The sequence below is a fragment of the Bradyrhizobium hereditatis genome, assembly GCF_020329435.1.
In the GTDB taxonomy this organism is placed as follows: Bacteria; Pseudomonadota; Alphaproteobacteria; order Rhizobiales; family Xanthobacteraceae; genus Bradyrhizobium; species Bradyrhizobium hereditatis.
This window is the reverse complement of the sequence record NZ_JAGKJK010000003.1, coordinates 446,935-472,489: the sequence shown is the minus strand read 5'-3', so window position 1 is coordinate 472,489 and position 25,555 is coordinate 446,935. Positions and strand designations below refer to the sequence as shown.

General features: G+C 58.1%; 21 protein-coding genes and 1 pseudogene. 17 read left to right on the top strand and 5 right to left on the bottom strand.

Annotated elements, in window-relative coordinates; genetic code table 11:
* Positions 1 to 449 precede the first annotated feature (449 nt).
* From J6524_RS10095 to J6524_RS10075, 6 genes and pseudogenes are all read left to right on the top strand, one after another.
* Positions 450 to 1,607, top strand: a complete 1,158-nt coding sequence (locus J6524_RS10095; RefSeq protein WP_225670176.1) for an N-6 DNA methylase — start codon at positions 450 to 452, stop codon at positions 1,605 to 1,607.
* Positions 1,544 to 3,544, top strand: coding sequence for an Eco57I restriction-modification methylase domain-containing protein (locus tag J6524_RS10090; RefSeq protein ID WP_225670175.1), 2,001 nt, complete (start codon positions 1,544 to 1,546; stop codon positions 3,542 to 3,544). The genes J6524_RS10095 and J6524_RS10090 overlap by 64 nt, the downstream gene beginning before the upstream one ends.
* Positions 3,541 to 4,176, top strand: a complete 636-nt coding sequence (locus J6524_RS10085; protein WP_225670174.1) for a hypothetical protein — start codon at positions 3,541 to 3,543, stop codon at positions 4,174 to 4,176. The genes J6524_RS10090 and J6524_RS10085 overlap by 4 nt, the downstream gene beginning before the upstream one ends.
* 126 nt (positions 4,177 to 4,302) lie before the next feature.
* Entirely contained in the window at positions 4,303 to 4,425 is a 123-nt protein-coding gene (locus J6524_RS37345) for a hypothetical protein (protein ID WP_283843289.1), read from the top strand.
* 192 nt (positions 4,426 to 4,617) lie between these two features.
* Positions 4,618 to 5,496, top strand: a complete 879-nt coding sequence (locus J6524_RS10080) for a toll/interleukin-1 receptor domain-containing protein (protein WP_225670173.1) — start codon at positions 4,618 to 4,620, stop codon at positions 5,494 to 5,496.
* A gap of 5 nt (positions 5,497 to 5,501) precedes the next feature.
* A pseudogene (locus J6524_RS10075) lies at positions 5,502 to 6,394 on the top strand (AbiJ-related protein).
* Here J6524_RS10075 and J6524_RS10070 read toward each other — a convergent pair.
* Positions 6,387 to 6,992: a helix-turn-helix domain-containing protein gene (locus J6524_RS10070; RefSeq protein WP_225670172.1), complete on the bottom strand. Its 606-nt coding sequence runs from the start codon at positions 6,990 to 6,992 to the stop codon at positions 6,387 to 6,389. The pseudogene J6524_RS10075 and the gene J6524_RS10070 overlap by 8 nt on opposite strands.
* 254 nt (positions 6,993 to 7,246) lie before the next feature.
* Here J6524_RS10070 and J6524_RS10065 point away from each other — a divergent pair, with 254 nt between their 5' ends.
* Together J6524_RS10065 and J6524_RS10060 are read left to right on the top strand one after the other, a co-directional pair.
* Positions 7,247 to 7,690: a hypothetical protein gene (locus tag J6524_RS10065; protein ID WP_225670171.1), complete on the top strand. Its 444-nt coding sequence runs from the start codon at positions 7,247 to 7,249 to the stop codon at positions 7,688 to 7,690.
* Between the two features lie 11 nt (positions 7,691 to 7,701).
* Positions 7,702 to 7,848, top strand: coding sequence for a hypothetical protein (locus tag J6524_RS10060; protein WP_225670170.1), 147 nt, complete (start codon positions 7,702 to 7,704; stop codon positions 7,846 to 7,848).
* Between the two features lie 40 nt (positions 7,849 to 7,888).
* Here the strand turns inward: J6524_RS10060 and J6524_RS10055 are convergent, their stop codons facing one another.
* Both J6524_RS10055 and J6524_RS10050 read right to left on the bottom strand, forming a co-directional pair.
* Positions 7,889 to 8,500, bottom strand: a complete 612-nt coding sequence (locus tag J6524_RS10055) for a hypothetical protein (RefSeq protein ID WP_225670169.1) — start codon at positions 8,498 to 8,500, stop codon at positions 7,889 to 7,891.
* A 90-nt stretch (positions 8,501 to 8,590) separates the two neighbouring features.
* Positions 8,591 to 8,860: a hypothetical protein gene (locus J6524_RS10050; protein ID WP_225670168.1), complete on the bottom strand. Its 270-nt coding sequence runs from the start codon at positions 8,858 to 8,860 to the stop codon at positions 8,591 to 8,593.
* Positions 8,861 to 9,408: 548 nt separating this feature from the next.
* On the opposite strand from J6524_RS10050, the gene J6524_RS10045 reads away from it, so the two are divergent.
* From J6524_RS10045 to rplJ, 7 genes are all read left to right on the top strand, one after another.
* Complete coding sequence (locus tag J6524_RS10045; RefSeq protein ID WP_225670167.1) at positions 9,409 to 11,034, top strand: S8 family peptidase; 1,626 nt, start codon at positions 9,409 to 9,411, stop codon at positions 11,032 to 11,034.
* A 12-nt stretch (positions 11,035 to 11,046) separates the two neighbouring features.
* A complete protein-coding gene (locus tag J6524_RS37675) occupies positions 11,047 to 12,234 on the top strand; it encodes a trypsin-like serine peptidase (RefSeq protein ID WP_225670166.1) in 1,188 nt (395 codons plus the stop codon).
* 12 nt (positions 12,235 to 12,246) lie between these two features.
* A complete protein-coding gene (locus J6524_RS10035) occupies positions 12,247 to 14,385 on the top strand; it encodes a trypsin-like serine peptidase (RefSeq protein WP_225670165.1) in 2,139 nt (712 codons plus the stop codon).
* Positions 14,382 to 18,089, top strand: coding sequence for an ATP-binding protein (locus J6524_RS10030; RefSeq protein WP_225670164.1), 3,708 nt, complete (start codon positions 14,382 to 14,384; stop codon positions 18,087 to 18,089). The genes J6524_RS10035 and J6524_RS10030 overlap by 4 nt, the downstream gene beginning before the upstream one ends.
* A 677-nt stretch (positions 18,090 to 18,766) precedes the next feature.
* Positions 18,767 to 20,026 (top strand): hypothetical protein, encoded by a 1,260-nt coding sequence (locus J6524_RS10025; RefSeq protein ID WP_225670163.1) that lies wholly within the window; start codon positions 18,767 to 18,769, stop codon positions 20,024 to 20,026.
* Between the two features lie 11 nt (positions 20,027 to 20,037).
* Positions 20,038 to 21,159, top strand: coding sequence for a CHAT domain-containing protein (locus J6524_RS10020; protein WP_225670162.1), 1,122 nt, complete (start codon positions 20,038 to 20,040; stop codon positions 21,157 to 21,159).
* Between the two features lie 49 nt (positions 21,160 to 21,208).
* Positions 21,209 to 22,627 carry a 50S ribosomal protein L10 gene (gene rplJ / locus J6524_RS37670; protein WP_312002372.1) on the top strand — a complete coding sequence of 473 codons (1,419 nt, stop codon included), beginning with the start codon at positions 21,209 to 21,211 and terminating at the stop codon, positions 22,625 to 22,627.
* Here the strand turns inward: rplJ and J6524_RS10010 are convergent.
* Complete coding sequence (locus J6524_RS10010) at positions 22,573 to 23,580, bottom strand: S8 family peptidase (RefSeq protein WP_225670161.1); 1,008 nt, start codon at positions 23,578 to 23,580, stop codon at positions 22,573 to 22,575. The genes rplJ and J6524_RS10010 overlap by 55 nt on opposite strands.
* A 448-nt stretch (positions 23,581 to 24,028) precedes the next feature.
* Between J6524_RS10010 and J6524_RS37905 the strand changes: the two genes are divergently transcribed.
* The gene (locus tag J6524_RS37905) at positions 24,029 to 24,631 is read left to right on the top strand and encodes a PIN domain-containing protein (RefSeq protein WP_376712007.1); all 603 of its coding nucleotides are present in this window, start codon (positions 24,029 to 24,031) and stop codon (positions 24,629 to 24,631) included.
* Between the two features lie 159 nt (positions 24,632 to 24,790).
* Here J6524_RS37905 and J6524_RS37900 read toward each other — a convergent pair whose 3' ends face one another.
* Positions 24,791 to 24,946, bottom strand: a complete 156-nt coding sequence (locus J6524_RS37900) for a transposase (RefSeq protein WP_376711999.1) — start codon at positions 24,944 to 24,946, stop codon at positions 24,791 to 24,793.
* A gap of 345 nt (positions 24,947 to 25,291) precedes the next feature.
* On the opposite strand from J6524_RS37900, the gene J6524_RS09995 reads away from it, so the two are divergent.
* Positions 25,292 to 25,489, top strand: a complete 198-nt coding sequence (locus J6524_RS09995) for a hypothetical protein (protein ID WP_225670160.1) — start codon at positions 25,292 to 25,294, stop codon at positions 25,487 to 25,489.
* The last annotated feature ends 66 nt before the right edge of the window (positions 25,490 to 25,555 follow it).

The window sequence follows — 25,555 nt, the reverse complement described above, 5'->3', positions numbered from 1 at the left end:
AGAACAAAGATAGAACAAACGAATTGTACTGTCGAGGAGATCGTAAATGGCCGCGGCTAGCCCAGCCTTGCGGCAAGCTTTGCATCATTGCGTATGGCCGCGATCCTGGGCGTCTCCATGCTCGGCTGCCAAGGCAAAGAGGCGTAATTGCAGCCGTGCATATCAAGGCAAGCCGCGTGATCCTGACCGCGGCCGCAGAGCGTAAAATGGGATGGGCGCCGCCAGGACGGGGCGACCGCCCACCAAGAGCCACACCCGACGAGCGGCTGATCGAATCTAAAGCGCGATGTGGAAAAGGAAGACCTGCCTTGAGAGGTGGGTTGTGACCGCGGCCGCTTCGCCGCTTCCGATCCAGTCGATGACAGGCGCCGAGGCGCCGTCTATCATAATTCTAGAGACTCAAAAGACGAGACACGGATGCGGCACGAACGCGCAATAGAACGAAGCAGATGATTCAGCAGCCACTTTCTGCAAGCTGGATCTCCGAGTTCGGCCTGGCCGATCGAGCGCCGCCCGTGTTCTTCAATAGCAAGGATGGGCTTAGCGCGACGATGCCGCATGCCCATGTCTTGCGGCGCGCGTTCGACCTTCTCGCGCTCGATGGAATTCTTTGCGCAGAAAATACGCCACTCATCTATTTTAAGGTTGTTGAAAGCCTCGCGCTCAACACGATTGTTCCCATCCAGCGGCAGTTTTGGAACCACGGCGGCGCACCGATCCTCGTTCTCGTCTCGGGCGACAAGATTCACGTCTACTCCGCAATGTCCCGGCCCGTGCCCGAGCACGAAATCCACGATCGGCCGCCGAGCCTCGTCGCCGAACTCGACCGTGTAGCCGAAGGGCTTCAAAGCTTCATCGTGTCCGTGGAGTCCGGTGACTTTTTCCGACAATACGTTCGCTCTTTCGATCCCAACCAACGTATCGACCGGGACCTTCTAAGCAACCTCAAAGACACGCGTGATGTCCTCGACGAGATAACAAACAGGAATATCTCTCCTGAGGTTCTCGACGCGTTGCTCTGCCGCGTCGTATTTACTTGCTACCTATTCGACAGGCAGGTGATTGGCGAAAAATACCTTTCGTCCATCGGTATCGAAAATGCTTCGCACCTTCGTGACGTGCTAAGCCTCCAGCCTGTTCGGAATGCCAAGACAGCGCTCTACGAAATTTTCTCGCACTTGCAGAACGATTTTAACGGCGACCTCTTTAGCGACGATCTTGAAGCCGAGGCGCGGAAAATCACGCACCAACATGTCAGAACGCTACGAGATTTTTTCGAGGGCACTCATGTTCGCAGCGGTCAGAGGACCTTTTGGCCTTATGATTTCAGCGCGATCCCAATTGAAACCATCAGCGCCATCTACGAGCACTTTCTGAAGGCGACCAATGAAACAGGCGCGTTTTATACGCCCCGTTTTCTGGCGGAGATTGTCCTCGATGTAGCCCTGCATCAAAGTGGCCCACTGATCGGCAAGAAGTATCTTGATCCAGCATGTGGTTCTGGAATTTTTTTGGTCGGTCTATTCAATCGCATGGCTGAGGAGTGGAAGTTTGCCAATCCGAACGCGAGGAACGATCGACGGGCAAAAGAGCTGATGCAGCTCTGACCGACAGCTTGTTTGGCGTTGATATCAACCCCACAGCTTGCCGCATCACGGCGTTTAGCCTCTATCTTGCTTACCTCGATCAGCTGACCCCCCGGGACATCCGGGACCTGCAGGGCAAGGGCCGTGCTCTACCTCATCTCGTCTCTTCGGATGCACCCAATCAAACGCCAAACATTCAATGCGTGGACTTCTTCTCGTCCAACCTCAAGCTTTCTGCGGTCCCGTCGGTTGTTGTCGGCAATCCTCCGTGGGGCAGTATTGCGGGGCCCGACACGCCTGCAGGACGTTGGTGCGCCGAAAATGGGAAGCCGCTTCCGGATAAACAAATCGCTGCCGCTTTTGTCTGGAAGGCTGCAAAAGCGGTCAGGGAAGAGGGGTGCGTTTGCTTCGTTCTGCCTCACGGCACCTTGTTCAATCACGGCGGCAAAGCAGTTGCGTTCCAAAAGGCCTGGCTCACGGAGCATGGCGTCGCAAGGGTCCTCAACCTCGCCGACTATCGGCTCTTCCTTTTCGAGAAGGCCATCCACCCAGCGATCGTCGTCCGGTACCGGCCTGAGCGCCCGACGAGCCTTAACAGCAAAATTGAATATCTCGCCCCCAAAGTCGATTGGGCCGCAACACAGGCGGAAATCATCTCTGTTTCGCCAATCGATCGCTCGTCCATTTCGCTGGCCGAATTGGTGAAGGATTTAGACGGTCCCGACGCGCCGCAGACTTGGAAACAACATTTTTGGGCAACGCCACGCGACCTGCGGCTGATCGATCGCCTATCCCTTTATTCGCGGCTGCGCGATCGCGTGAAGAGTCCACGTGAGGGGGGCGACAAACCGTGGGTGATGGCTGAAGGATTCCAACCGCTCGGAGAGAACGATGATCCAAAGAAAGCGAAAGTGGTGCGGCTGCCGTCGAAGCTCTTCATCGATGCGACGAGCCCGGCGATCGATCTCTTCCTGCTACCGGAAGAATGCAAAACGCTCCGCTCAGCCAATGTCACAGTTCGGAGCCGATCCAATACCAGCACCGAAATTTTCAATGCGCCTCACGTTTTGATCACAAAGGGCTTCCAGCGAATTGCCTTCTGCGATTTTCCGGTGAGCTTTCGACACGCCTTGAGGGGCATCCACGGCCCCGACAAGCACCGCACGCTTCTCATGTTCCTCGCTGCCTACTTACGTTCGCGACTCGCGAAATACTATATGTTTCATACCGCAGCGAGCTGGGGGATGTACCGTCCGGAAGGACATGTCGAAGAAATCCTCCGCTTACCAATGCCTTTTCCTGAAGACTTCAAAGAGTCGTCCCGGCACAACGAGATCGTCGCCGAAGTTGCGCGCCTAATCGCTACCCATACAAGGCGCGCAATGGAAAATCTTATCCTTCGCGACAGCGCCGTCGCTGCTGCCAGTGCTGCGATTGATCCTTTGATTGAGAGTTATTTCGACATCCAGCCAAACGAACAAGTTCTTCTGTCCGACACAGTAAACGTCGTCATCCCCAGCATCCAGCCTACGAAGGCCAAGATGCCGGTGCCGACGGTAGCGCATTCGACGAGACAGCAACGCGATCTCTACACCCGGCGACTATGCGAAACTTTGAATAGCTGGGTACGAGGAACCGAGTACATCGTGACAGGCTTCGCCGTGGCTTCAGACCAATTAGGAATCGGTATCGCGGTATTGCGCAAGTCGCCTCGCTCAGATGCTTTGGCCCAACCGGTGGAAGCGGACGTGTTGCACACTTTTTACCGATTGCGACAGGCAGCCAATCCGATTGAGCGGGCCGTGACCGCCGCTCGCGGCATTACTGTATTCGACCAGGACAAGCTGTATTTGCTCAAAAGCATTGGTCATCGTTATTGGACCGAGACGGCCGCACTCAACGACGCGGACGAGATTGCTGGGACGATTCTGATGCATAGCCACCGGGTCATGGCATGACTGTTGTCGGTAATCCTTCACAGTGGATCGGCCTCATTGACTCGCTCCTTCCCAATATTTTTCAGCTGGTTGCCGCCTCATGGCGAGCCATGCCGCCCTTAGCACCTGACGCATTGGAAGATCCCGCGACCGAGGCCTTTTGCAAGGTACTTAGACAGAATCGGAATGCCAGCGACTTGCCCTTCCGGATTGATACACAGATGGTCGAGCTTGAACCGGCTGCAGGCCAAGATCAGGGAAGGCTTGATATTGCGTTTTCTCCGCTCGTGAACCGCGAGGACGTTTATTTTTGCCTAGAATGTAAGCGCCTCAACGTTCCACAAAATCCCGGCGTTCGAACCTACGCAAACGAGTACGTTGTCTTTGGTATGATGCGGTTCGTGACCGGGCAATATGGTGCCGTGGTGCGCCATGGAGGGATGCTGGGGTATGTACTCGACGGCAAAGTCGATGCTGCCATCGGCAACGTTTTAGCGGCCATCGTTCGTCACGCGACTGACCTCGGGACGACGCAACCGGTGCGGCTCACGCCCTCATCCATAGAACCAACAAATCCGCACATGCGTGAGACACCACACCAGCGCGGCGGAACCCTAGGCGCTTTTCTCATCCATCACATTTTCGTCGCTTAGTGGTAAAGATCAAGAGCTTGGCCAAATCCGTGCGGCTAGAGAAAAGTGCCGCGCGACACGCTTGAGGCCTCCGGTAATGCGCGGGCCGCTGCCATGCTTCAAACCCAAGGCTGGAGATCTGTCGCCATGCTCTTTGTGCCCTACGGTATCGTGCCGCTGGCGGGCGCCAATCGCTCCGGCGATCATCAGCGCGAGAGCCGGGCGGGTTCTGACGAATGGCCCGGACTCGATGGGCTATTTGACCCCTAATAGGCCACTGGCGATCTGCGCTTGTCCTTGCCGAACGCCTCAGCCGAACGGCCTCAGCGGAGATTTCTGTTCGTCTTCGTCGAAGCTTGGACTATCGAATCAGTGCGCGGGCGTGAAAATTCCGATAAGACCCCCCGGTGACGCCTCCAAGCACCAAGCCCAATCCCCAAACCGGCAACAACGGTCGTCTCGATGTACAATCTCCTTGTTTCCTCCAATGCCGAGGCCTGGAATGGCGAGCCCTGGCACATCGAATTCTCGCGCTGTGTCCGCGAATACACCGAAAACGCGATCACCGAGCGGTTCGGAGCGCTCGACGAAGCCGCGGTCTCGGAACTCAAGCGGCTGCCATGTATCTTCGCCTATGAAGCATTCAACCAGCTCGCGCCGAATTTCGGCCTGATCCGTGATATCGCCAAACGGCAGGGGCAGGTGCGCATCGAATACGAGCTTCAGCCGATCGATTCCTTTCTGTCCGCGGACGATTTGGAACAGCTCACCTTCGAGCTCGATATTGGCAAATGGGAGATGAACCGAACGCATTGGGCGGTCAAGGACGTCAACCTTGCGAAGGAATTGCATACCGCGCGGCGCATTACGCTGCCGTCATGGACCGGGCAGGCGACCAAGACCGTCGATATAAACAGACATAATTTCGACGTGGCGCTTTCTTTTCCAGGAGAGGTGAGGGCAATCGTCGAGCAAGTCGCGCGCGAGCTGGAGAGAAGAATCGGGCCGAACTCCTACTTCTACGACAGCAACTACGTGTCGCAACTGGCACGGCCGTCGCTCGACACATTGCTGCAAGAGATCTATCGGCGCCGCTCGAAGCTGATCGTCGTGTTCCTCGGGGCCGACTACCAAAGGAAGGACTGGTGCGGCATTGAGTTCAGGGCGATCAGGGAGATTATTATGGAGCGCGGCAATGCCCGCATAATGTTCGTGCGAACCGACGACGGCGCTGTCGATGGCATTTTCAAGACCGACGGCTACGTCGACGCGCGCAGGTTCAGCCCGTCGCAGATCGCACAATTCATCTGCGAGCGCTTGGCTGTGCTCGCGCCGGCCTAGTCACTATGGACAAAACATCGATGACCTACGATGCGGAAGAAGCTCCAAAGGAGATCTCGGAGGTTACGCGCCGCACCATTGTCGATCATTTCAGCATTGTCAAAGTAAGCTGGGCCGGCCGGCTGCAGGACGACGAATTCCTGGCAAGAATTTACGATTTATCGAAGCTGCCATCGTTCGACCGTCGCTACCAAGACGCCGCCGGCGACATCTATCAGCATTGTGTGCGCAATAGCGATTGGGATTCAGACTGGGTATTCTACGATCGACGGTTCATCTGATGTATGGACCGGACGCAGAGTTTCTCCGCTTTCTCTGCGAGACTGTACACCCGGTCGTGCGGCCTGCAGACGATGCAGTGTCAATGCTCGTGCGCGGCTACAACGAGGCGCTGACACCTGACGGCTATCAGATCGTCCCCGGAAAGACCATTTCCGGCAGGCCGATCTTTGTCGCGCAATCCGCCCGCCGCGCGGTTGTCTTCGAGCAGCCGACCGGGTGGCAGAAAGTCGACCGCCAGCTCCAGGAGATGCGGCTCCGGCTCGATGGCGCCGAGACGGAGGAGCAATATCAGGCCGTCGGGCTCCTCTGCCGCGAGGTGCTGATCTCCGTCGCGCAAGAGCATTATGATCCCGCCCGGCATCCGCTTATCGACGACAAGACCCCGAGCGATACCGATGCCAAGCGGATGCTCGAGGCGATTTTCGAAGCGGAGCTGAAAGGTTCGAGCAACGAAGAAGCGCGCGCTCACGCCAAGGCGGCGGTCCGCCTGGCGTTGGCGCTGCAGCATAAGCGGTTCGCCGATTTCAGAACCGCTGCATTGTGCGCCGAAGGAACCTGGTCGGTCGTCAATATGCTTGCAATTCTCGCTGGCCGAAGAGGCAGGCGCGTCACGTAGTCCTTGGCCCTGATGGCAATCCTACGACGCGGCGGTCGACCATCAGGTGCCGCCGCTTCGTCGCGCCGGGGTCGGTGAGCCGCGGCGAGATCGAGACGACCGCGAACTTCCAGTCCCGGGCAAACGCTCTTGCGGAGCCGGCATCACCCCCGACAGGTCGGTCAGGCCCCGGCCGCTCGAGGTTGCCGACACATGTGAGGATCTCGTTGTAGAGATCGCGCCGACCTCGCTCCGACGGCGGGGGGCTCGGCGATATCCGACAGCATAAATGACGCGAGATCGAGCCCTTCTTGCAGACGCGCGATATCATCCTCGTAGGCGTCGGATACCTCGGCGCCGTGAAATATCCCGCCTCATAGCCGAACGCCCGGGCGATTCTGTCCAGAGCGTCGTCGCTCACGCGCTCGCCGCCTTCGATCCGCTCCACGGTCGAGATCGAGACGCCGGAGAGGCCGGCGAGTGTCGTCGCCTTCCATGGCCGCAGCCCGCGGTTCCACCGCACCACGAAATCCACCAGTTCGATGGGCGGCACCGTTGGGACATCGACAACTCTCCCCGGCAGTGGTGTGATCTTGTCTAACAGGTCTTGCATCGTCATCAACACGGGCTCCTTTCAGAGTGAAAAGGATGCATGATCCTCGCCGGCCAAAAGAGACCGAAAAACCCTTCATTCGCGGGAAACCCTAAGCTCACGCGTGCCCCTCGCACAGTCTGGACCGCCCACGAGCCCGCGGCGAGCGGTCGAAGGCCCACCTGTGTCTCTCATTCCTAAGGCCCGTCAAGCCGCTCTAATCAATAACACACCCAGAGGTATCGGCGATAAAAGCACGACCAGCCGATTGCCAAATCCCATTGCCGATGCAAGAATCGCGCGATCCTGATGAGGGGCAAAAAGTGGATAGTCCGGCGCTAGTGTATGGTGTGGTCGGCGCGGCCCTGTTTTCGTTTTTCTTTAATCTGTTCTGGCTTGAGCGGACCGGCGCACCCATCATCAAGCAGATCGTGCCGCACTCGAAAACAGCTTCCGCGATCCTGATCGGTGTGCTCGCAATACCGCTCGTTTCATATTTCCTACTTATGATCGTGGATCGACACTGGCGCCTCCATGCAAATCTACCCTGGTACAACAAACTCCCCGGCGCATTCGTCGATCCGCCGGACCCGCGCGACAGCCTCGCGAAAGCGATCAAACTATTTGTGTATGTCCTCTTCATAATCGCGCCCGCGTGTATCGCGGTGCACTTCATCGACGAACTGTGGTCCATGCCGGTCGCCAGGGAGTCTTCAAAGACCTGACTTTCCACTCCATGACATCGGCCATCCAGGCCGACGGGGCCTTGCACGAGCGCTTTCGCATCGCCGAGCCCGACGGCGTGAGCTTCTTTCCCACGATCGAGCCGATCGGAATTATTGCGCTTGGGCGGCCCAATGCGCCTGGACGCTATTTCAAATAGGCCGCCTTCCGCGATCGATGTACCGTCGCAAATAATGTCGTCAGTCATCTACCGAGCCGCAAGCGGGCAGGCCGTGGTTGACGCCCGTTGCCCCACGGCAGTTGATGATATTTTTGCCGGGCGGTTTGCATTTGCCTTCGGCGCGGTATTTGTCGGCAAGGTCAGTTTTTACACCGCAGACTGTATAATCAGCCTCGACCCAGCTTCTCCCTTGCCCCACGCCCTGTTTCGGGGCCCATGTGTAGATGCCGACGCCATGATCGTTAGTCGTCGCGGACATCAGCGACGCCCTGTCTCCTGTCGCCGGAACCACAGACACGGTGCGGATCGACGCCCGGCAGTAGACGTATCCCTGCGGCAACTGGATAGTGAAATGCCCTTCTTCGCCCTCTCTCTTGGCCTGCGGAATGACGGCGAGCACCGCGGTGATCAAGGTGGGCGACACACTGAGATATGACGCCGCGCCCTTGAGGACCGCGCTGCATGCCGGGTTGTTAGCGCATTCCTTGAAGGCGTCGCCTGGCTGCTTCGGCTGCATAACCGGATCGACTTTGATGTTGGCCGCGACGAAATCGGTTTGCGCTTCCTCTGCGCTAGCCCATGTCACCGACAGCACGAATAAAAAAACAGGCAATATCCGGGCGCACATCATGGCGGAGCCCTCCGCTGACGAATAAAGAATGGCAATGGGACGGGGTTATCGCAGTGCTGAGTAGCTTCAACCGTTTGTTGTATGAATGTTCTAGTACTCGTATGCAGCACCGCTGCCGTTACCGCCGATGGCTGTACTTCCACCTTCGAATTTCAGTTCAATGAAGCGCGACTTCACTTTTTTGGCTTCCGTCTTCACCATCTCGTTAAACGTGTCGGGTGCCACGCAGATGTAGCGGCGGCAGCCTCGCGACTGATGAGTCGGGGAGCAAGGGAGGGCGGGAGCGCTGTCTGCGTTGGCATCGCTGAACCCTGGGGCTAGGCGATATCGATTTTCGCGATCGAGAATCTCGAACAGCATGAAACAGAGATCCTATGCAAGCAAAAGGGCATGCGGTCCGTTCGGAAGCTTTTGAGTGCTACGGCCTACAAATTGATCCAGCCACTTCATCAATGAAGCTGTGCCAGCTTAATCACAGCGGTTTCCAGCGGCCGGTCTTCGGGCCATAGCCGAAGCGTTGTTCGGTTCGGTGTCGATCGATTTGACAGACGTGCCGGAAGGTTCTCAGGACCCCGATGAGCTCGACCGTGTGGACGATTGAGCACATCCGTGAACTCGCCGAGCTCGATTTTTCAGCGTCTTTCGGTTTCGTTAGTTGCGCCTTCGCGACGTCGTTTCTGGTCCGGACCCCGTAATCAGGCTCAAGCAGCGGCTCACGAAGGAAGGGCGCAGTTTTTGTGCCATTCTCCTTGAAATTTGCTGGAAATCATCGCCGTTGCCGTCGCCTCGTACGTTTGGGAGCTGGAACGCAACTTAGTTTCGTCGCGTCGGAGCATCTTGAAGTTGTATGAGACTCGTGGAAATATGTTGGGAGTGCCTGATCCAAATTATTTTTAGTGAGATTACCAGTGACTGAAGTGGCGGTTGAAAATGCCGACTTGGCGGCGTTGTTGACGGCGTGGCGTCAAGAGCAGGCCGGCCAGAGCGGAGCCGGGCGCCCGGTTCGATTCGTGATCGAGCTGCGTCAGCCGGTCAGCGACGAGGCCATCGTCCGTACCGTCCAACAAGCTCTGTCGATCCAGGTCAGCGTCTTTCCGTTGTTCCCGAATGCATCGGATTTGGCGCAGTTTCGGCGCCTTTCCGTTCCTCATGTCACGCGTCCAGACCGTGCCGACTTGTTTGAAGCGGCGACAAGGCTTCGTGATCTGCTTGGTGCGGAAACGGTCGAGCCCGATCTTGGGACCAACTACTTTGACTGCGACTGTGAGCCTCCGGATCCAGGTGCGCCGGAAAGCGCTGATTGGACGTTTTGGTGCTGGGCCGATTCTGAGAAGGACAAGCCGGCCGACCGAAACTGGGCGATTAACAAATCCTTGGTCAAGCAGGCTTGGGAGCTTGCGATTTCGGAAGGACGCCTTGCCAAGGGCAAGGATGTGCTGGTGTTTCAGCCCGACACCGGCGTAGCGCCACAGCATGCAGAACTGCCACCCAACCTTGACGCCGACCCTCGTTCTGCGAATTTCGTTGAGGTGGGCGAACGCCCGATCGATCCTCTGAGAACTGGTCTAAATCCGGGGCACGGCACCGGTACTGCGAGCGTCGTAGCAAGCCCCGAGCCGGGTGCAATGACCGGTTCGGCACCGCTTGCAACCCTCGTCCCGATTCGATGCACCGAAAGCGTCTCGGTGCTCGACCAGAGTCCGGTCGCACAGGCCGTCAATCACGCGGTTGAGAAAGGCGCCCATGTCATCACAATGAGCCTTGGCGGCATCCCAAGTCGCGCGCTCCACGCTGCCGTCCAAAAGGCTGTTCGTAACAACATCATCGTGCTCGCCGCGGCGGGCAATTGCGTGAACGAAGTGGTCTGGCCTGCTCGCTATGCCGAGGTCATTGCGCTGGGCGGAATCAACGAAGCGTTCAAACCGTGGAGGGGATCGTGCTTCGGGCCAGCAGTGGCGTTCTCGGCGCCGGCCGAATTCGTGTTGCGGGCCGATGCCAAACATCCGAGCGGCGAGCTCGCCGCGAGCGGCGGGCAGGGCACCTCGTTTGCGACGGCGTTGACCGCCGGTATAGCCGCGCTGTGGCTCGCTTTTCACGGACGAGATGCTCTCATTGCGAAGCTGCCCGAAGGCCGTTCGCTTCAATGGCTGTTTCGCTCGCTCGTGGCCGCAACGGCTCAGGTGCCAGGCGATTTTGATCGCGAGAACTTTGGCGCCGGCATCATTGATGCGCTTGCCCTCTTGAAGGCGGATCCGTCCGTTGCGATTGCCTACGGCGGAACGGAGGCCGCTGCGGGGCCTAGTTCTGACGAATTGAAGGATCTGCTCGTTCGGACGTTTGGTATCGGGGTGGAGGCCGTCGGCCCGGTAGTTGACGACCGTCAGCATGCCGCTGAGCTTGCCTGCGCCGCATTCGATCGACTACGCGCGGTAAGGACCTTGCGGGCCCATGTCGAAAGCATGCCGCCACCGTTACTGTCGCCCGCGTTGCGTGCAAAGCTCGGAACTGGACTCGACATACTGCGCTTAAGTTGAGGAGCCTGGCCGGTGCCCATCAATATCGACGAAGTCATCGCGGGACGTCTGGAGCGCGTCGCCCCGCGGGCGTTCCGCATGTTCGGCGTCGCGGGAGAGAGCACGCTCGAATCGACTGGCGGCGGCGTGCAGCAGTCGAGTAGTAGCGCCGGCTTGCCAAACGACGCAGACGCCAGGGCAATCGCAGACGCGCTAAAGCGCGAGTCAGGGCGGCACGCCGCGGCGGCCGGCCCGGTTGCCGGACGAGATCTCAATATCGAGGCCGATGCGATCGCGGCCCAACTCGTGGCTCGTGCGAACGAAGTGCTGGCACAGCTGCGTGCCGGCGGCTCGCTGGGGGAGGTGTCCGCCGAGGGCGCCTACGCCTTGGAGTCTGTCATGCGAGTGCGCGGCCGTCCCGCGCTGAATGTCGAGGGCGATTCCATCGAGCCAATCGATGGCCAAAAGCATCCGGGCTCGGAGTTCTGGCTGACGTTCCGCAGCGATTACGAAAACGATCTGGTCAGCGTTGCGAGCGCCACAGGCGCAGTGATGGTGAAGGATCGTATGGGCATTCAACCAAATTGGGTCCAGGGGACCGCTTGGCTGGTCAAATCCAACTTGGTGATGACCAATCGACACGTTTTATTCCCTCCATGGGGCATGCGATTGGCGCGTCGCATTCCGGGAGAGACCACGACAGCACGCTTCAAGAGTGATCTTGAGGTCACTATCGATTTCTCCTTCGATGATCGCCAAGCCGGACGCGCCTTGACCTGCCCCGTGAGTGAGGTCCTGTATGTATCTCAAGACGCCGACCCAATAGACGTTGCCTTGATCAGGATCGGATCGCCCGTCGAAACCGCGCAGGAGTTGCCGGCGCCCCTTTCGATCTCGAGCAGTCCAGGCGACTATCAGTACATTTACGTGATGGGGCATCCGGGCAAAATGGCGAAGGTGCCTGAAAATGTGCTGGCCGTGTTCGGCACGCCAAATGAGCGCAAACGGGTGAGCTTCGGTGAGACGATGGACACCAGTGCGCCGGGACCGAACGAATTCCTGCACGATGCGTCCACGATAGGGGGATACTCCGGTGGTTGCGTCCTGCCTTTCCTGAAGAGGGAGGTAATCGGTCTGCACTACTACGGTAATCCACTAAGCGGTAACCGTGCATTCACGGCAGCAGCATTGCGCGCGCACCCAGTCGGGCAATTCTTGTAAGTTGTTCGTGCGATGGCGAATTTGGAAACGTTGACTATTGAAAGGAAGCAGCAACTCGCTGACCTGATCGCCAGGAACGTCTCCCTGGTGATGTTGGCCGACATTGTCAGCTCGCAGGGCGTCGTGGCGAATTTTGACGAAATCCGCAAGGCCGCACCACCAGATCCGCACGAGAATATCAAGAGCGTCGCGCTCGCTGTCATCGAGATCTATGAAAAATCTCAGCTGCTATTGCGTTTCATTCAGGAACTCTATCGACGCGGCTGGTCCGATAGCGGTTTTGCTCAGGCAATGTCGGGCTTTCTGCCCCTCGAGGGAGCCGGCGAACAGCAGGCTGCTTTCGCACTTCGTGCAAATTTCCTGCAGTCACCTCGGTTGAGCAGATTTCTGAACGAGTGCGAACCAAAGCTTTGCGTCATTACGGCAAAGGCAGATCTTGGCGGCCACGTGCAATACAGCAACGGCACAGGCTTTCTCGTGGGGCCGGATTTGGTTCTGACTGCGCGACATGTCTTGAAATATCACATTTCCCAGGATGGCCAGCAAATCACGCCCTCGCCAGGTCCATTGTACGCGTTTTTCGATCATCTCTTCGGTGAACCCATCATAAATATCGATGCTATTACGCCGCAGTTGCGGACGCGTGCTCGCGCGGTCGAGTTTGCCAACAATTGGCTGGTCGCCGCGTGCGACGACATCCCCGGGGAGGCGTTTGACGAACCGACTGCAGAACAAATCGTGGAGCTACAGGAAAAGCTCGATTACGCGCTGGTTCGCCTCGTTGAGCCGATTGGAGCCTACTCCCGGCATGTCTATGGCGGAACCCGTCGAGGCTGGTTCGATCTTTCACGCTTTCCCGAACGGACACCGAGAAGGGACGACCGCATCATTATCCCGCAACATCCCAGTGGCCAACCGCAACGTATCGATTTCGGTCGCTTCAACAAGCTCGATGCTTCCCTTACTCGGCTTCGGTATGACGCCGAAACTGCGGGTGGGACATCGGGGGCCCCATGCTTCGATCAGGACTACGAATTGGTCGGCGTGCACAATGCGGCGTACCGACCCCACAATATCGCCGTCTTCAATCAAGCCGTTCATTTCGCAAAAATAATGAACCGACTCCGCGAGAAGTATCCTGCCAATGCGGATGCCGGCACATCTACTCTTTGGAGCGTCAGTCCGGATTCTCTCAAGCCGCGAGTCATCGTGGGGCGAAAAGCGCTTATGGACTGGATTAGCGGGGCAATGGCGGAGTTCCCGGCCAGCCGAAGCCAGCGGGTCCATGCGGTAGAGGCCGAGCGACGTGGTGGCAAGACATTCTCGATTGAGATTTTGAAGGCCGCGCTGAGAGATGCGTCAGATCGGATCGTCGAATTTGGCACCGGCGTGGAGAAGATCCCGACCACCCCCGCCGATTTTGCCTCCGCGATTGTTACCCAAATCGGAATCCCACCCGAGAGCTTTCCCGCGATGCCACGTCCTTCTGTTGAACAATCCGAAGGGCAGTCAGAGGATAAGCTCAATGACTGGTTGTCGGACGGGATTCCACGGTGGTTCAACAACATCCTTTTGGGCGCGCGTGAATTGGAGGGAAATCTGACTAAAGAGGCCAGGATGCGGATCGATAATCCAGTCCCGGGCGTCCCGCCTGACCCTCGGGACTTGGAGATTGCGAACGCAGTGCCGCCTATCACAGAAAGGCGCAGCCGCTGGCAGCGTATCTGGATCGTTATTGACAATGCCGCCAAGGAAAATATCGGCCCATTGAGTGAGATCATCACTGCGCTGGTAGGTTCCCGTCCTGAGGAAACTGCCGTGCCCAACGAGCTACGGCGCATACGCTGGTTGTTCCTCGGCGAAAAGCCGGCCTTCCTTGGAACCATATCTTGGGAAAGCCTTAACCCATCGACCGTCCTGGCAAATAGCGAGGCGGTGAAGGAATGCATTCGCAATTTCGCAGCGAGCTACAATTCGACTCCACAGGATCAGATGCTGGGATTGGCTGCTATCCTGGTCGAGGAGCTCGTCAGCCTGGAGCCCTTGAAGTCTGAGTATGAGAACCCGCTCAAGCGGCTTGAGGCGCTGCAAATCGCTATCGGCTCATTGCAATCAAAGTTCGCGCGTCTCTTTGGAGCACCTTTAACGTGAACGAAGATCAGTCCAGCATGAAAGCTGATCTGGAGCGCCGCAAGGCCGAATTAGTCGCGCAGATTGATAATCCAGCGCTCCGCGAGATGTTTGCCAAATTCAGCGATAGTCTGAAATCGGCACCTGTGCCTACTCCGACGTCAACATCGAACGAGCCGCCGCCGTTGCCAGAAACGGAGGCTGCGATTTATGCCGCCATTGCCCACACTTTCACGATCTCCCAGGCGACAGCGTCTGAGGAAGCAACCGGAAGGGGCCTTGTTCCAGAGACGCGTGACATCCGAATGTTAGACGAGGACGAGCGTAGCGCCATTCTCGCCAACTCAACCCCTATCATGGTCGGTGGTCATCGACGTCTGCAGCTTTCCGACGAAGCGCGAGGGGATCTGCTGACTCGTGTTCATGATACCGAACTTTTTTTGCGTCTTCTGTTCAGCGCGGCAAAGGTGGATGAGGATGACTTCGAGGAGGTGGGAAGAGACGATATTCGTCTACCGGGCGCATGGCTGCGCAGCTTTCTCTCAGGTACGCCGGGCGATGTACTAGAGGCGCCGCCCCGTGAGGTGCGCGCGGCGGTGGATGCGTTGAGCCGGTTACGGTTTGCCGGTCCTGACGTCGTCAAGACCAAGGTCTCCCTTGCAGATGCCCAGCGTGCTCTCGGGCTTAGCCAACTGCTTGAGCCCCTTCGAATTCTGATAGGCATGCAAGGCGGCTGGAACGGTGCACCTTTGAGGGATCGTTTCGTCGGCCGGCAAGAAGAACTCGCCCGATTGCGCGCCTTTGTCGACGAGCTCCACTCTGAGACTGCTTTCGAGGCGGTTACCCGAGGTTTCGATCGCTTTTTCAAGGGCGTGCGATACTATTTGAACATCGGCGAAGAGGCCGTCTTTTTCCTCATTGCACGCGGAGGTATCGGCAAGACGACACTGCTTGCAAAATTCGTGCTTGATCATGCGATGAATCAGTCGCGACAGTTTCCCTTTGTCTACCTCGATTTCGATCGAGCAACGCTTCATACGCGCGACTCACGCCAGCTGCTGTTCGAAGCAGCGCGTCAGGTGAGCTTGCAGTTCCCCGAAGTGGAGACTGAACTTGTTGAGCTCACCGCAGATCTACGTGAGGAAATGGCGGCCGGTCGTTCATCTTCAACTGCTTTCTTTGATCGCTTTCGCCATATCGTTCAGAAGCTTACACGAGGAAGCCGCGCGTTTCTTATCGTGTTCGACACGATGGAGGTCGTACAATATGATCCGGCATCGCTAGCGGCAGTCATTAATTTCGTTACCTATCTCAATGGGTTCACGGCCGCTGGAGCATTTCCCGAACTCAGGATCGTTGCTTCAGGCCGGGCGGACGTGCCCGAATTGAGGACCGAGCAAGACTTGCGGTCTGACAGAAACCGCTTAATTCTGCAGCCGCTTTCGTGGTCGGACGCCGGTCTGATGGCCAGGAATGTCGGGCGCGACTTCCTCGGCGATGAATGGCAAGCTCACTGGGAAAGTTTGGTGGCCGGTAACCCATCGGATCCGCCGGAGCGCCGTGAGCCGCTGGTCGTCCGAGTTGCGATCGAACTCATTCGCTCATGCAAGCCTGAGGATCGCGAGCGCCTGGTGCAGTCCATTGCTAAAGATGGGGAGAATGCCAGCGATGGCTTCGTCGGGTTGCTTTACGAGCGGCGCATTCTCGAACATGTCCAGGAGGAGGAAGTACGCAAGCTGGCTTGGCCGGGCCTCGTCGCTCGTCGGGTGACGCGCGACATTATTGCGACCACGTTGGCGCCGATTTGCGACCTGGATCCTGATAAGGTCGATCAAGTTTTCAAGGCCCTCGCAAATGAAGTCTGGATGGTGGAGGAGGAAGACAATGGCGAAGTGTTGCGGCATCGCACCGACCTTCGTTCGCGCACACTTCCGCTCATGCGCAAACGTGATCCAGAGAAGTTTGACAAGGTAAACAGCGCGGTCCGTAAATACTATGAATCGCGGCAATTAACACCCAAAGCCCGCGCGGAATGGCTTTACCACCGCTTGCTCGGCGGCGAGCATCCCGATCGCGTCGATCGCGACTGGACAGACGAAATGGCAATGCTGCTGGCAGGGGCAGCCGATGATTTCGCGGCGGATAGTGAGGCGAGAGCCTACCTTATGGGCCGCACGGCCGAAGCGTTGCTCCCACCACAATCCGTTCAGAAGCTTTCCCCCCGCTTGGCGCTCGATCATGTTGCACGGACAGGGGCGCAACTCGGCTCATTCGATGACACGCGGATCGAACCGATTGTCTTAAGCTTATCTCAGCGCATAGCGAATCCACAGGTCGCCTCAAGCTACCCGCACCCCGTCAAGGCTGTCCTGCTCGCCAAGACCGGGCAGTGGAATGTGCCTGCAAGTTTCGAAGGAGGAACAAGCGAATGGCGCGCGCACGCTGAATTCGCCAGGCTTTTCAAGCGGGCCCGAGATACGGGTGAGCTGCAAGACCAACTGACTGAATCAATCGACGATAGACTTCCTCTGAGGACCCTTGTTCAGGAGCTTGCAGCAGCCCGAATTGCACGCTCACCAAGGGAGTTTTTGCTCGACAGGATGGTGACGAATAGATTGCGTGAGGCTATGGGCAATGTAGAACCTTCCGACTTCGCTGCCTTGCGCACGGCTGTGGTGTTCGGCCGGCAGTCGTCTGTTCCGGCCGCTCGCGCATGGTTCAGCCTGCAGGAGCTGCCCACCGCACCGAAGGCCGTTTCGCTGGCTGAAATAGTCGCGCTCTTGGACGTCAATCGCTCGCAGCGCAGAGCGATGAGAAGCAGTCTTGAGCCTCGGCTCAAGAAGCTCTCGATCAGCTGGAGCGACCTGGCCGCCAATGCCCGCGCCAAGACGCCTAAAGTAGCTCGTATTGGGAATCCAGACTTTCGCCTGGCGGTACTGGACCGCGCGCAGAAATTGTTGGACGGAGACAATTCCGAAAACATCCATGTTCTTCGTCGCTTCTTCGCAGCCAGAAACGACGATTGGATAGTCCCGCTTGGCTATGCCGCGGCCCGTGTGCTCGGCGAGCCCTCCAAGACAGTTGATTTGTTCAACCAACTTGTGCGTGAGGCCTATTTGCCAACGCGACCTGAACGGGGCTTTCGCCAGCCAGACGATGCATTGCAGTTATTTCGGTGGGCCGATGAAGGAGCCAACCTAAATCGCACCGCGACGGCGGTTCTCGACTTGGCTTCAGGTCCGGAGGCGGCCGATCTGAGACAGATGCGACTGCATTTGCAGCGGTGGCGCGAACAGATAGATGAACTTCTCAACCGCAACGAGGCCGAGGGTGTTGACGCCCCTCCCTCCCCAGGGGAGGTGGTGCATCCTGATGACCTGCAAAAAGGTCGCTGGGGAGGCAGGCCCGAACGCAATGGTCGTCGGCTAGAGGCGAAGATCGGAGAAGTTGATCGCGAATCTTTTGACGTGGATCTCACGGTACTTTCTACGGATGGTTCTCTCCTTGAGGGACCGGTGCTTTTTCATTTGCACGACTCGTTCCCGCGCAAGACGATCTACATTCGTCGAATTCGCGAGGGCAGCTCTGCTGTGCTCGAGGAGGTTAATGCTTACGGCACTTTCACGGTGGGCGCGCAAGTAAAAACTGCAGACGGGCGATGGACCGGCCTAGAGTTTGATCTGGTCAACCTTCAGGGATTGCCGCGCCGCTTTATTGGTCGCTGACGGTGTTGAGAAGGTCAGCGTGAGCACGAAAGAGCTGATCAAGCTGACCGGATCAATTCATGATGCTCAACGACAGACGAAAAGGCCTCCGCTCAATCCCGGCCTTGGAGCTGCTGGATGCCCAACTTGGTGCAGACGAACTGAATAGTATGATAGATGGTGAACGAGCGCGTACTAGGTTGGCACCATGACGTTTTTGAACGGCAGATATCCGCCTGAGTAAACCGCTCTCGACATGTGATGAAGCTCGCCAGCGTGGTGCACACTGGTGGGTCCAGAATGCCTCTAGATCGGTGCCCCCGTTTGATAACGCTCAAGACCCCGAGATCACTTTCCACATTTCGAACTTGCGTGTTGGCTTGCCGAGCAGGGTCGTCGTTCCTCGTGCGTTAGTCCAGGCTCGGCTGTTTATTGTTCTACGGTCAGGTCGTATCTGGCGGCAAACTTTGCTGTATAGGCCTAAGGTCGCAGGACCTGGCCGTGAGGGACTAAAGGATCGTTCGCAGGTTCACCCCCGGGGATTCCCCAGCTAGCCAACAGCCAATATCCGGTTATTGGGACGATCTCCCCCGGCACGAGGAAAGTTGTCTGTGGGAATGGCTTCAAATCTATGGCGTCTTGCGGTGCTAGAGACAAAATGATCGGGCGAATCAAATCGCAAACGCCGAGGACCGGGAATGAGCCTCGTGGACCGAGAGGCTGGCTTGCAGCTTCCGTTGCCTATGGCAGCCGCTATCGGTGCAACCGAAGGGCGCTCGGTTTGGCTGTTGTCGGCCGGCAAGGACGATGCGGATGCGCTGCGGCGACGCTCGGGGAAAGGGACGGCTCGGCCGTTCCTGCTCGTCGATTTGGAGACAGGGGCCGAGGCTGTTCATTCCTGCGACATCCTGCTTTTGAAGACTGCGGACCGGCCCGGCCTAGACGTGCTGATCGATCCGGCGTCCCTCGATGCGAGGCAAGCCAAAGAGCTGGCGGGCCGGATCGTGGCGTCTTTCCGGGCAAACCCAGATCGCTCGATCCCTGGTCGCTCGCTGGATCTAGGGCTAGTCAAGTTCGCCTCAAACACCCTGCGGCGCGATCGCAAGGGCTGGTCGCGAAACGAGATCGAAAGCACCATCGACGTCCTTTTGGTACGGGAGATGGCCGAAAGTGCCCGTCTGACCGAACGCCTTTGCGTCGAGCTCCTGGATCACCCCCAGCTCAATTCTCGATCACCCCTCAGGGCCATCGCGCTGCGGATGTACGCGGACGCCATCCGAAGTGCAATGCTGTGCGACAGCGATCGGAGCTCGGTGCTTCGCCTGTACCGGCAGGCCGCTCATGGCTTTGCCGCGGCAGGAATGCCCGCACAGTCCGGCACCAGCCGAAGGTTAAGAGCGCGCTTGACTGGCGAAGGCGAACAGCTCGATCTCTGGCCAGAGCTGGCAGCAGACGTCGCTCGCACCATACCTCGCATAGGATTCCATATGCGGCGGTTCACCGGAATGAAGTTGCCGCTGGCCACTTTCGGCTTGCCCGCAGGCCAGCGCAGGGAAGGGCCGCTCAGACATGCGGTGGTCGGAACGGTTGGATTGGAGCCGTCCATGATTGCATCCTGGCTGGCGAAGGACGTCTCCCGGTCCGCCGAAGTCTCAATGATCGTTCGGCCGCCGAAGTCTCTCAGCGGGATGCTAAGGGTCGACTTCGTCATAGACAGCGAGTTGGCTACACTTTCCGGGTTGGCGGGACGTGGCGCCTCGGGGCGACGCGATATTTATCGACTTGTCCCACGCAGTCCGACTTGCCAGATTTTTCCGCGGTTCGCCGATACGAGTTTCGGCCGGCCGAAGTCTTTCCTCATAGAAGCTTCAGGCGCCGCGCGCCACCTGATCCGATTGCAAGTCTTCGCTCGCGATACTCCCCCAACGAGTATTGAATTCAACCTACCAGCCGTTTAGCCAGCCAACAGATGCCTTCCGCTGATCCATTTCCGGTCGTCGCCACCGTCGAGCTCATCGGTGACCGCTGGATATGGAGAATCGATTGCGGGCCAGATGGTGAGGCGATCGATTTTCAGAGCGGGCCTGTCGACGACGTTCGGGATGCATCTCGTGACATGAACGATTCGCTGCGAGCACTTGTGGACGTCGTAAAGGGATGGAGCGACCTTTCGGAGGTTGCGAGAGCCGAGCATGTGAACGCTCTCAAACAGCGTGGAAGGCGTTTGGCCGGAGCGTTTTTCGATGGCAGGCAAGACGAATTCGCCCGATATCTGGGTCTGCTGACTTCTCCGGTCCTGACGCAGTACACCTATGGTCGTTCAGAACAGCCCTTGTTCGAGCATTGCTTGCTGAACGACGGAAACGGCGAATTCTTTCTCGGAGAGCGATGCATCTGCCGATACAGAGTGATCAATGCCAAGCGAGCTGACCTGAGAAAGCACTATGAAGCGGCCCAGCGTGCTGGCCCGAGATTGGTGGGCTACGCCGAAGATAGTTCGCTAGATAGCGCATGCCGGATGCACAACAGGCCTGATCCCGCTCGGTCAGAGGAGGAGATCTCCATTCTGACGGATTTGGCGGGCGGCAAAGACAGGCTGTCGGTGCTCGATGCGCTGACCGAGTCCCTTTCGGATGCCGAGCTGGAGGTTCTGCGGAATTGGATTGCCGAGAAGAACCACGTCCTGCATTTCAATTGCCACACGGACCAGAGCTTAGAATTTCCCAGGCTGCGGTTGCGTTCCGGCGCGAAGATCGGGATTTTGGAAATGACCCATCCGGTGAGGGCGGCGGACTTTCGCGGAACCCTGGTGTTTCTCAACGCCAGCTCGTCTGTGATCGGCAGAAGTAGCCTCAAGACGTCGATTGCCGAATTCTTTCGACAGCGCCGGGCATCATGCATCCTCTGCACGACCGGCCCGATCGAAGACCGCTTCGCGACGAGGCTGGCGAGAGTATTTTATGACCATCTTGGAGACGGCATGAATGTGGTGACCGCGCTCTTGGCTGCGAGACAGAAGTTGCTCGAGGAGGGGCATCCGATGGCGCTCCAGTATACTTTTATCGGCAACGACAACCATCGTCTGGTTTGAGCGCATGGCTCCCGCTCAACCGCTTGCGAGACCTAAGCCTGTTCGTCTGATGCCGGCGGTCGCGTTCGGCCGCGCACCGGTGCGGCGGGCCGAGAAAGTAGAATTCGTCAAAGGCCTAAGATGCGAGTTCCAGGAAAGCAGAAGCGTGATTGTGGCCGCCTATGCTGGCCTGTCCGTGCGAGAGATGCAGGCCTTGCGCAGGCACGCGAAGGCGAGCCAAACAAAGATAAAGGTGGCAAAAAACCGGCTCGCACAAATTGCTGCCATAGGTACTGACGCCGAGGCGATCGTCCCTTTTCTGAAGGGACAGACACTACTTGCCTATTCCAGGGATCCAGTTGCCGCCTCGAAGGCCGCGGTCGAGTTCGCCAAGGATCACGAAAAGTTCGTCATCATCGGTGGCGCCGTCGAAAACATTACGCTCGATGCCGACGGCGTGAAGGCCTTAGCGGAGCTTCCGTCTCTGGACGAGACCCGGGCCAACATCATCCGCCTTCTTTCGGCGCCGGCCGCCCGGATCGTCAGGTCCTTCCGAGAGCCTCCTGCCCACCTGGCCCGCTTGGCGGGCATTTTGGCCAGCCGTCCGGACCTTGCGTTCGCCCAAAATAAGGATGAAATTAACGATAGGATGGTCCCGGTCGCCGCCGGAACCGCCCCCGAACTCGGATCGTTAGTCGACAGGCAACCTTTGCCATCGAGAATTGTGAAAAACCTTGAATCCGGAGAGGTTGCGGAAAGGCTAGAAGGAATCAAGGAGGCTTCACTTTTTCTGCAATCCCAGGAGGAGGGAGACAGCATGCGAAGCGGCAAGGCGCTGTCACCGGTTGAAATCCTAGAGGGAGGCACCATTCCCGAACGTTTGTTCGAGCGCTTGTTCTCGACCAACGGAGATGAAGCGCGCCTGGCAGCCTATGCGCTCGTATCAGGTTCGCCGAGCTTCCGCGGCGGGTTGAACCCGAAAGCCTCGCCGACCGATTTGAACGAGAAGGAACAGACTGAGTTCGTAAGCGGATTCCGGAAGCTTCTAGCCGCAGCCGGGCAGTCCCATTTCCCTTTGGTCGAAGTGCAATCCACGCCGTCAGAACCAGGCACGACTTGCCGGCTTCACGTGAGGGTCACTCTATCCCGCGTAGCGCCGTTCAGCGTCGGTGGCCGCTCGGTGCTTTTGGACGAAGCACCCATAGTGGATAAGCGCATGCGGATCGACAGCCCGCTTGCAGAGACCGTCAGCGCAACAGACTCGCATTTGCTGCAGAATGCCGATGGTCTCGTCGCAGTCGGCGAGACCGACATGACTATTCGTCCGGAGCATCTAGCAGGCCTGAAATTTCCGGTCGTCGTCCACTTCAACCACGGTGTTGATACTCTGGATTTCGACGTAGATGAATTCAAATCGGGCGAGGAGCCGCCGGCCTATCCGGCTGTCGGTGCGGCCACGACACCTGCCCCGAAATCGGAGGGGTCGTAGTCCGCGCTGAGATTGTCCCTGCGGGCAGTGTCCCGCAGCATTGCCCGCAACCGATCCGCATCGACCTTGCGGTCTCCCCGTCGCAGTCGTTCGAGCCAAAGTGCTGCCACACCTGCAGCGTGAGGGCAGGCCGCGCTTGTGCCGCTCGATAGCCTCAACCCGCCGCCTAGCCAAGCGGACAGGATACCGACACCGGGCGCTGTAATCGTGGGAAGGATGTTCGAGAAGCTGGCAATGCGGAGAAGGCCGTCCTGCTCGCGCGCCGCCGCAGCAACCGAGACCACGTCGGACGCTGCGGCCGGGAGCGAGACACCTATCTTGACTGCAGGTGTGCATTGGCGTCGGCTCTGGTTACCGGCAGCTGCGACGATGAGGGGCGAGCAGCCCAGCGCCGCTTGCTTTCGCATCAAAGCCGCTATGGCATCGAACATCCGAAGGTTCTTCCGGTAAGATATGAGACCATCCGAGAGCGCAAGATCGCGGGGCAATCCTCGTTCCTCGCTCTTCGATACCATGCCGAGATAATCGAACCCCAGGGACATCGAGATGATGTCCGCGCGTTCGCGCATAGCCCACAACATTGCCTCGAATACCATGTCGGACTCGATCTTCCCCGTGTCAGGCCTGACTTTGGCAATCAGCGCTCGCTTGATGCCTGGGGCGATACCTATCCTCGTCCCCCGGACGCTCTGCCCAAAGAGAATGCCAGCGCAATGTGTGCCGTGGCCGCATCGATCGCCGTTCCCTGACCCCGAGAAATCCCTTTCGAAGATCTTAAAGGAATCAAACGCGGGATGGTCGTTCACGATGCCTGAATCGATGATCGCGACGGTAACACCGGCGCCACTGAGATCGCAGGTCCTTGCTCCAACCGCCGAAATGCCCCAGTTGTCGCGATGATGTGCTGCATCGTCGAAGCTTTCGAAAGACTCGCAATGATCGATCAGCTCCATCGATGCAACGGGAGCGACCTCGCGGACCGTGGGGTCGCGCTCAGCTTCGGCGACGTTCCTCTCACTGAGATCTGTAACTTCGATGCTCGCGTCCGTGAGGGCATATTCGCCTGGGTCGGACCCGCTCCGCAGGAGAATATATTTTTGCATCTCAAGCCCCTGCCATAGATTGCCCAATGGCCTATCCGCGACGCAAGCCGCGGCCGATCATCCCGCTTTGGCCGCATGTTGCGCTCAGATGATAGTCCTCGCTAACAAGCCTTAGCCTCAAACGATCGATCGATTACATCATGCCGACTTTTGACGAGGAAGCCCTCAAAACAGCCATTGCAGGCGATAACGTGGGAGCCATTTAATCGATACATCGATCTTTGACGGGCGCAGGTGCAACCTGGATGCGCAGCTCCTTCAAAGCTAGGGACAGTTCACGAAAACCCGGACGCGCGTTCTGCTCTGTGACGTCGTTCTCGGCGAAGTCAGCGGTCACGTCGCATGCAACCATAAGACGCGCCATCCAGCCTTAAGGCGGCGCTCGGTCTGGTCCGCAAGAGCTGGAGAAGGCCGGTCGACAACGCCGCCGTCGACGAGCTTCTCGGCCTTCGGCAGACAGCGGCTGAATTCGCGCAAAAGTCTGTCGCGCAATTCATCAAAGACCTGCCCATCGAGGTGCTGGCGGCCGACGGACTGGGTCGCGCATTCGGAAGTGCTGCGGCGGTATTTCACTATCGAGCCGCCGTTCTCTCGAGGTGAGCTGAAGAAGACAGAATTTCCAGATGCACTCGCGCTCCTGTCTCTTGAGGCGTGGGCCTCACGCCATCATACAACTGTGTTGCTGGTCAGCAGAGATACGGACTGGCAAGCCTTCGCGGCCGCGTCAAAGCACCTGGTGGTCATAGCTGATCTATCCGCGGCCTTGGATTGCTTCAACGCTGCGGGGTCATTCGCCGAGGCGAAATGCCTTGCCTGCTCGCACCCGAGGAGCAGTCTGAACTCAGGGTGGGCATCGAGGCCGCCCTCGAAAGCTTTCCGGAAACATTCGATCCGGAGATAGAAGCGGCTACTCGACGTTAGACTACGAAATAGACAATCTAGACTAGCAGTCTGCTGAAAACCGGCAAAATCGCCCGTAGTTTTCGTTTAATTTTGCATCTTGGCTTTGGCCTCCGACGTCTACGCGCGGTTGGGTGCTGCGATTGGCATTATGCGGCGATCAGCTTGGTATGCGGGCGAGGTTGTATGCAATCGGGTTGAGCAGGAAGTCGGAGGAGACGCGAGCGGGACCGCGATGTTTGGTCTTGCGCATGGTTCCGTGCTGCTTGCCCCACCCGAAGATGCATTCGATCAGGGGACGGCGCGATTGCGACATGCCGTAGCCGTCGTGCCGGGTGGTTCGTCCGTCGATGGCGCTTTAGCGCCCGTTCGGATTGCCGCTGTTGTACTGGGCTACGTGGGGCGTGACTTTCAGTGTACGCAGCTTGGCGATGTGACGGCGGCGTCGTAGGCCTTGTCCTCGCCAACACGACGCCAACCACTCAATATGAGAACGAAACAAGAACACTAAAAGCAGGAAGGTCAGCTCGAGTCAAGCGGTTAGCGCGTCCTTCTTATATAAGAAGGGCTGAGCTTCTTATATAAGATGGGCCATCGTCTCTGGCGCCCACGCCGCCTCACTCTTATGGTTAATGGAGCTTAACGCGCAGCGGACGGACGGATGGTCGGGAAGAAGAGGGCGCCGAAAAGGGGCAAGAGGACGCCGATCGGCGACCGCGTGACCTTTCTCGCGATGATGGACAAGGACGTCATTGCGGACATTAAACAGGTCGCGATCGAGGAGCATCGAGCCGCCTGGGACGTGATGGAGCAGGCGGCCCGAGAGTTCCTGAGACGACGAGCCAAAATGACAAAATAGACGGGCCCCGTGGGCATCGCTTCTCTTAGAGTTGCGCGTCGTGTCCACCTGCCCGCATTCTACGGT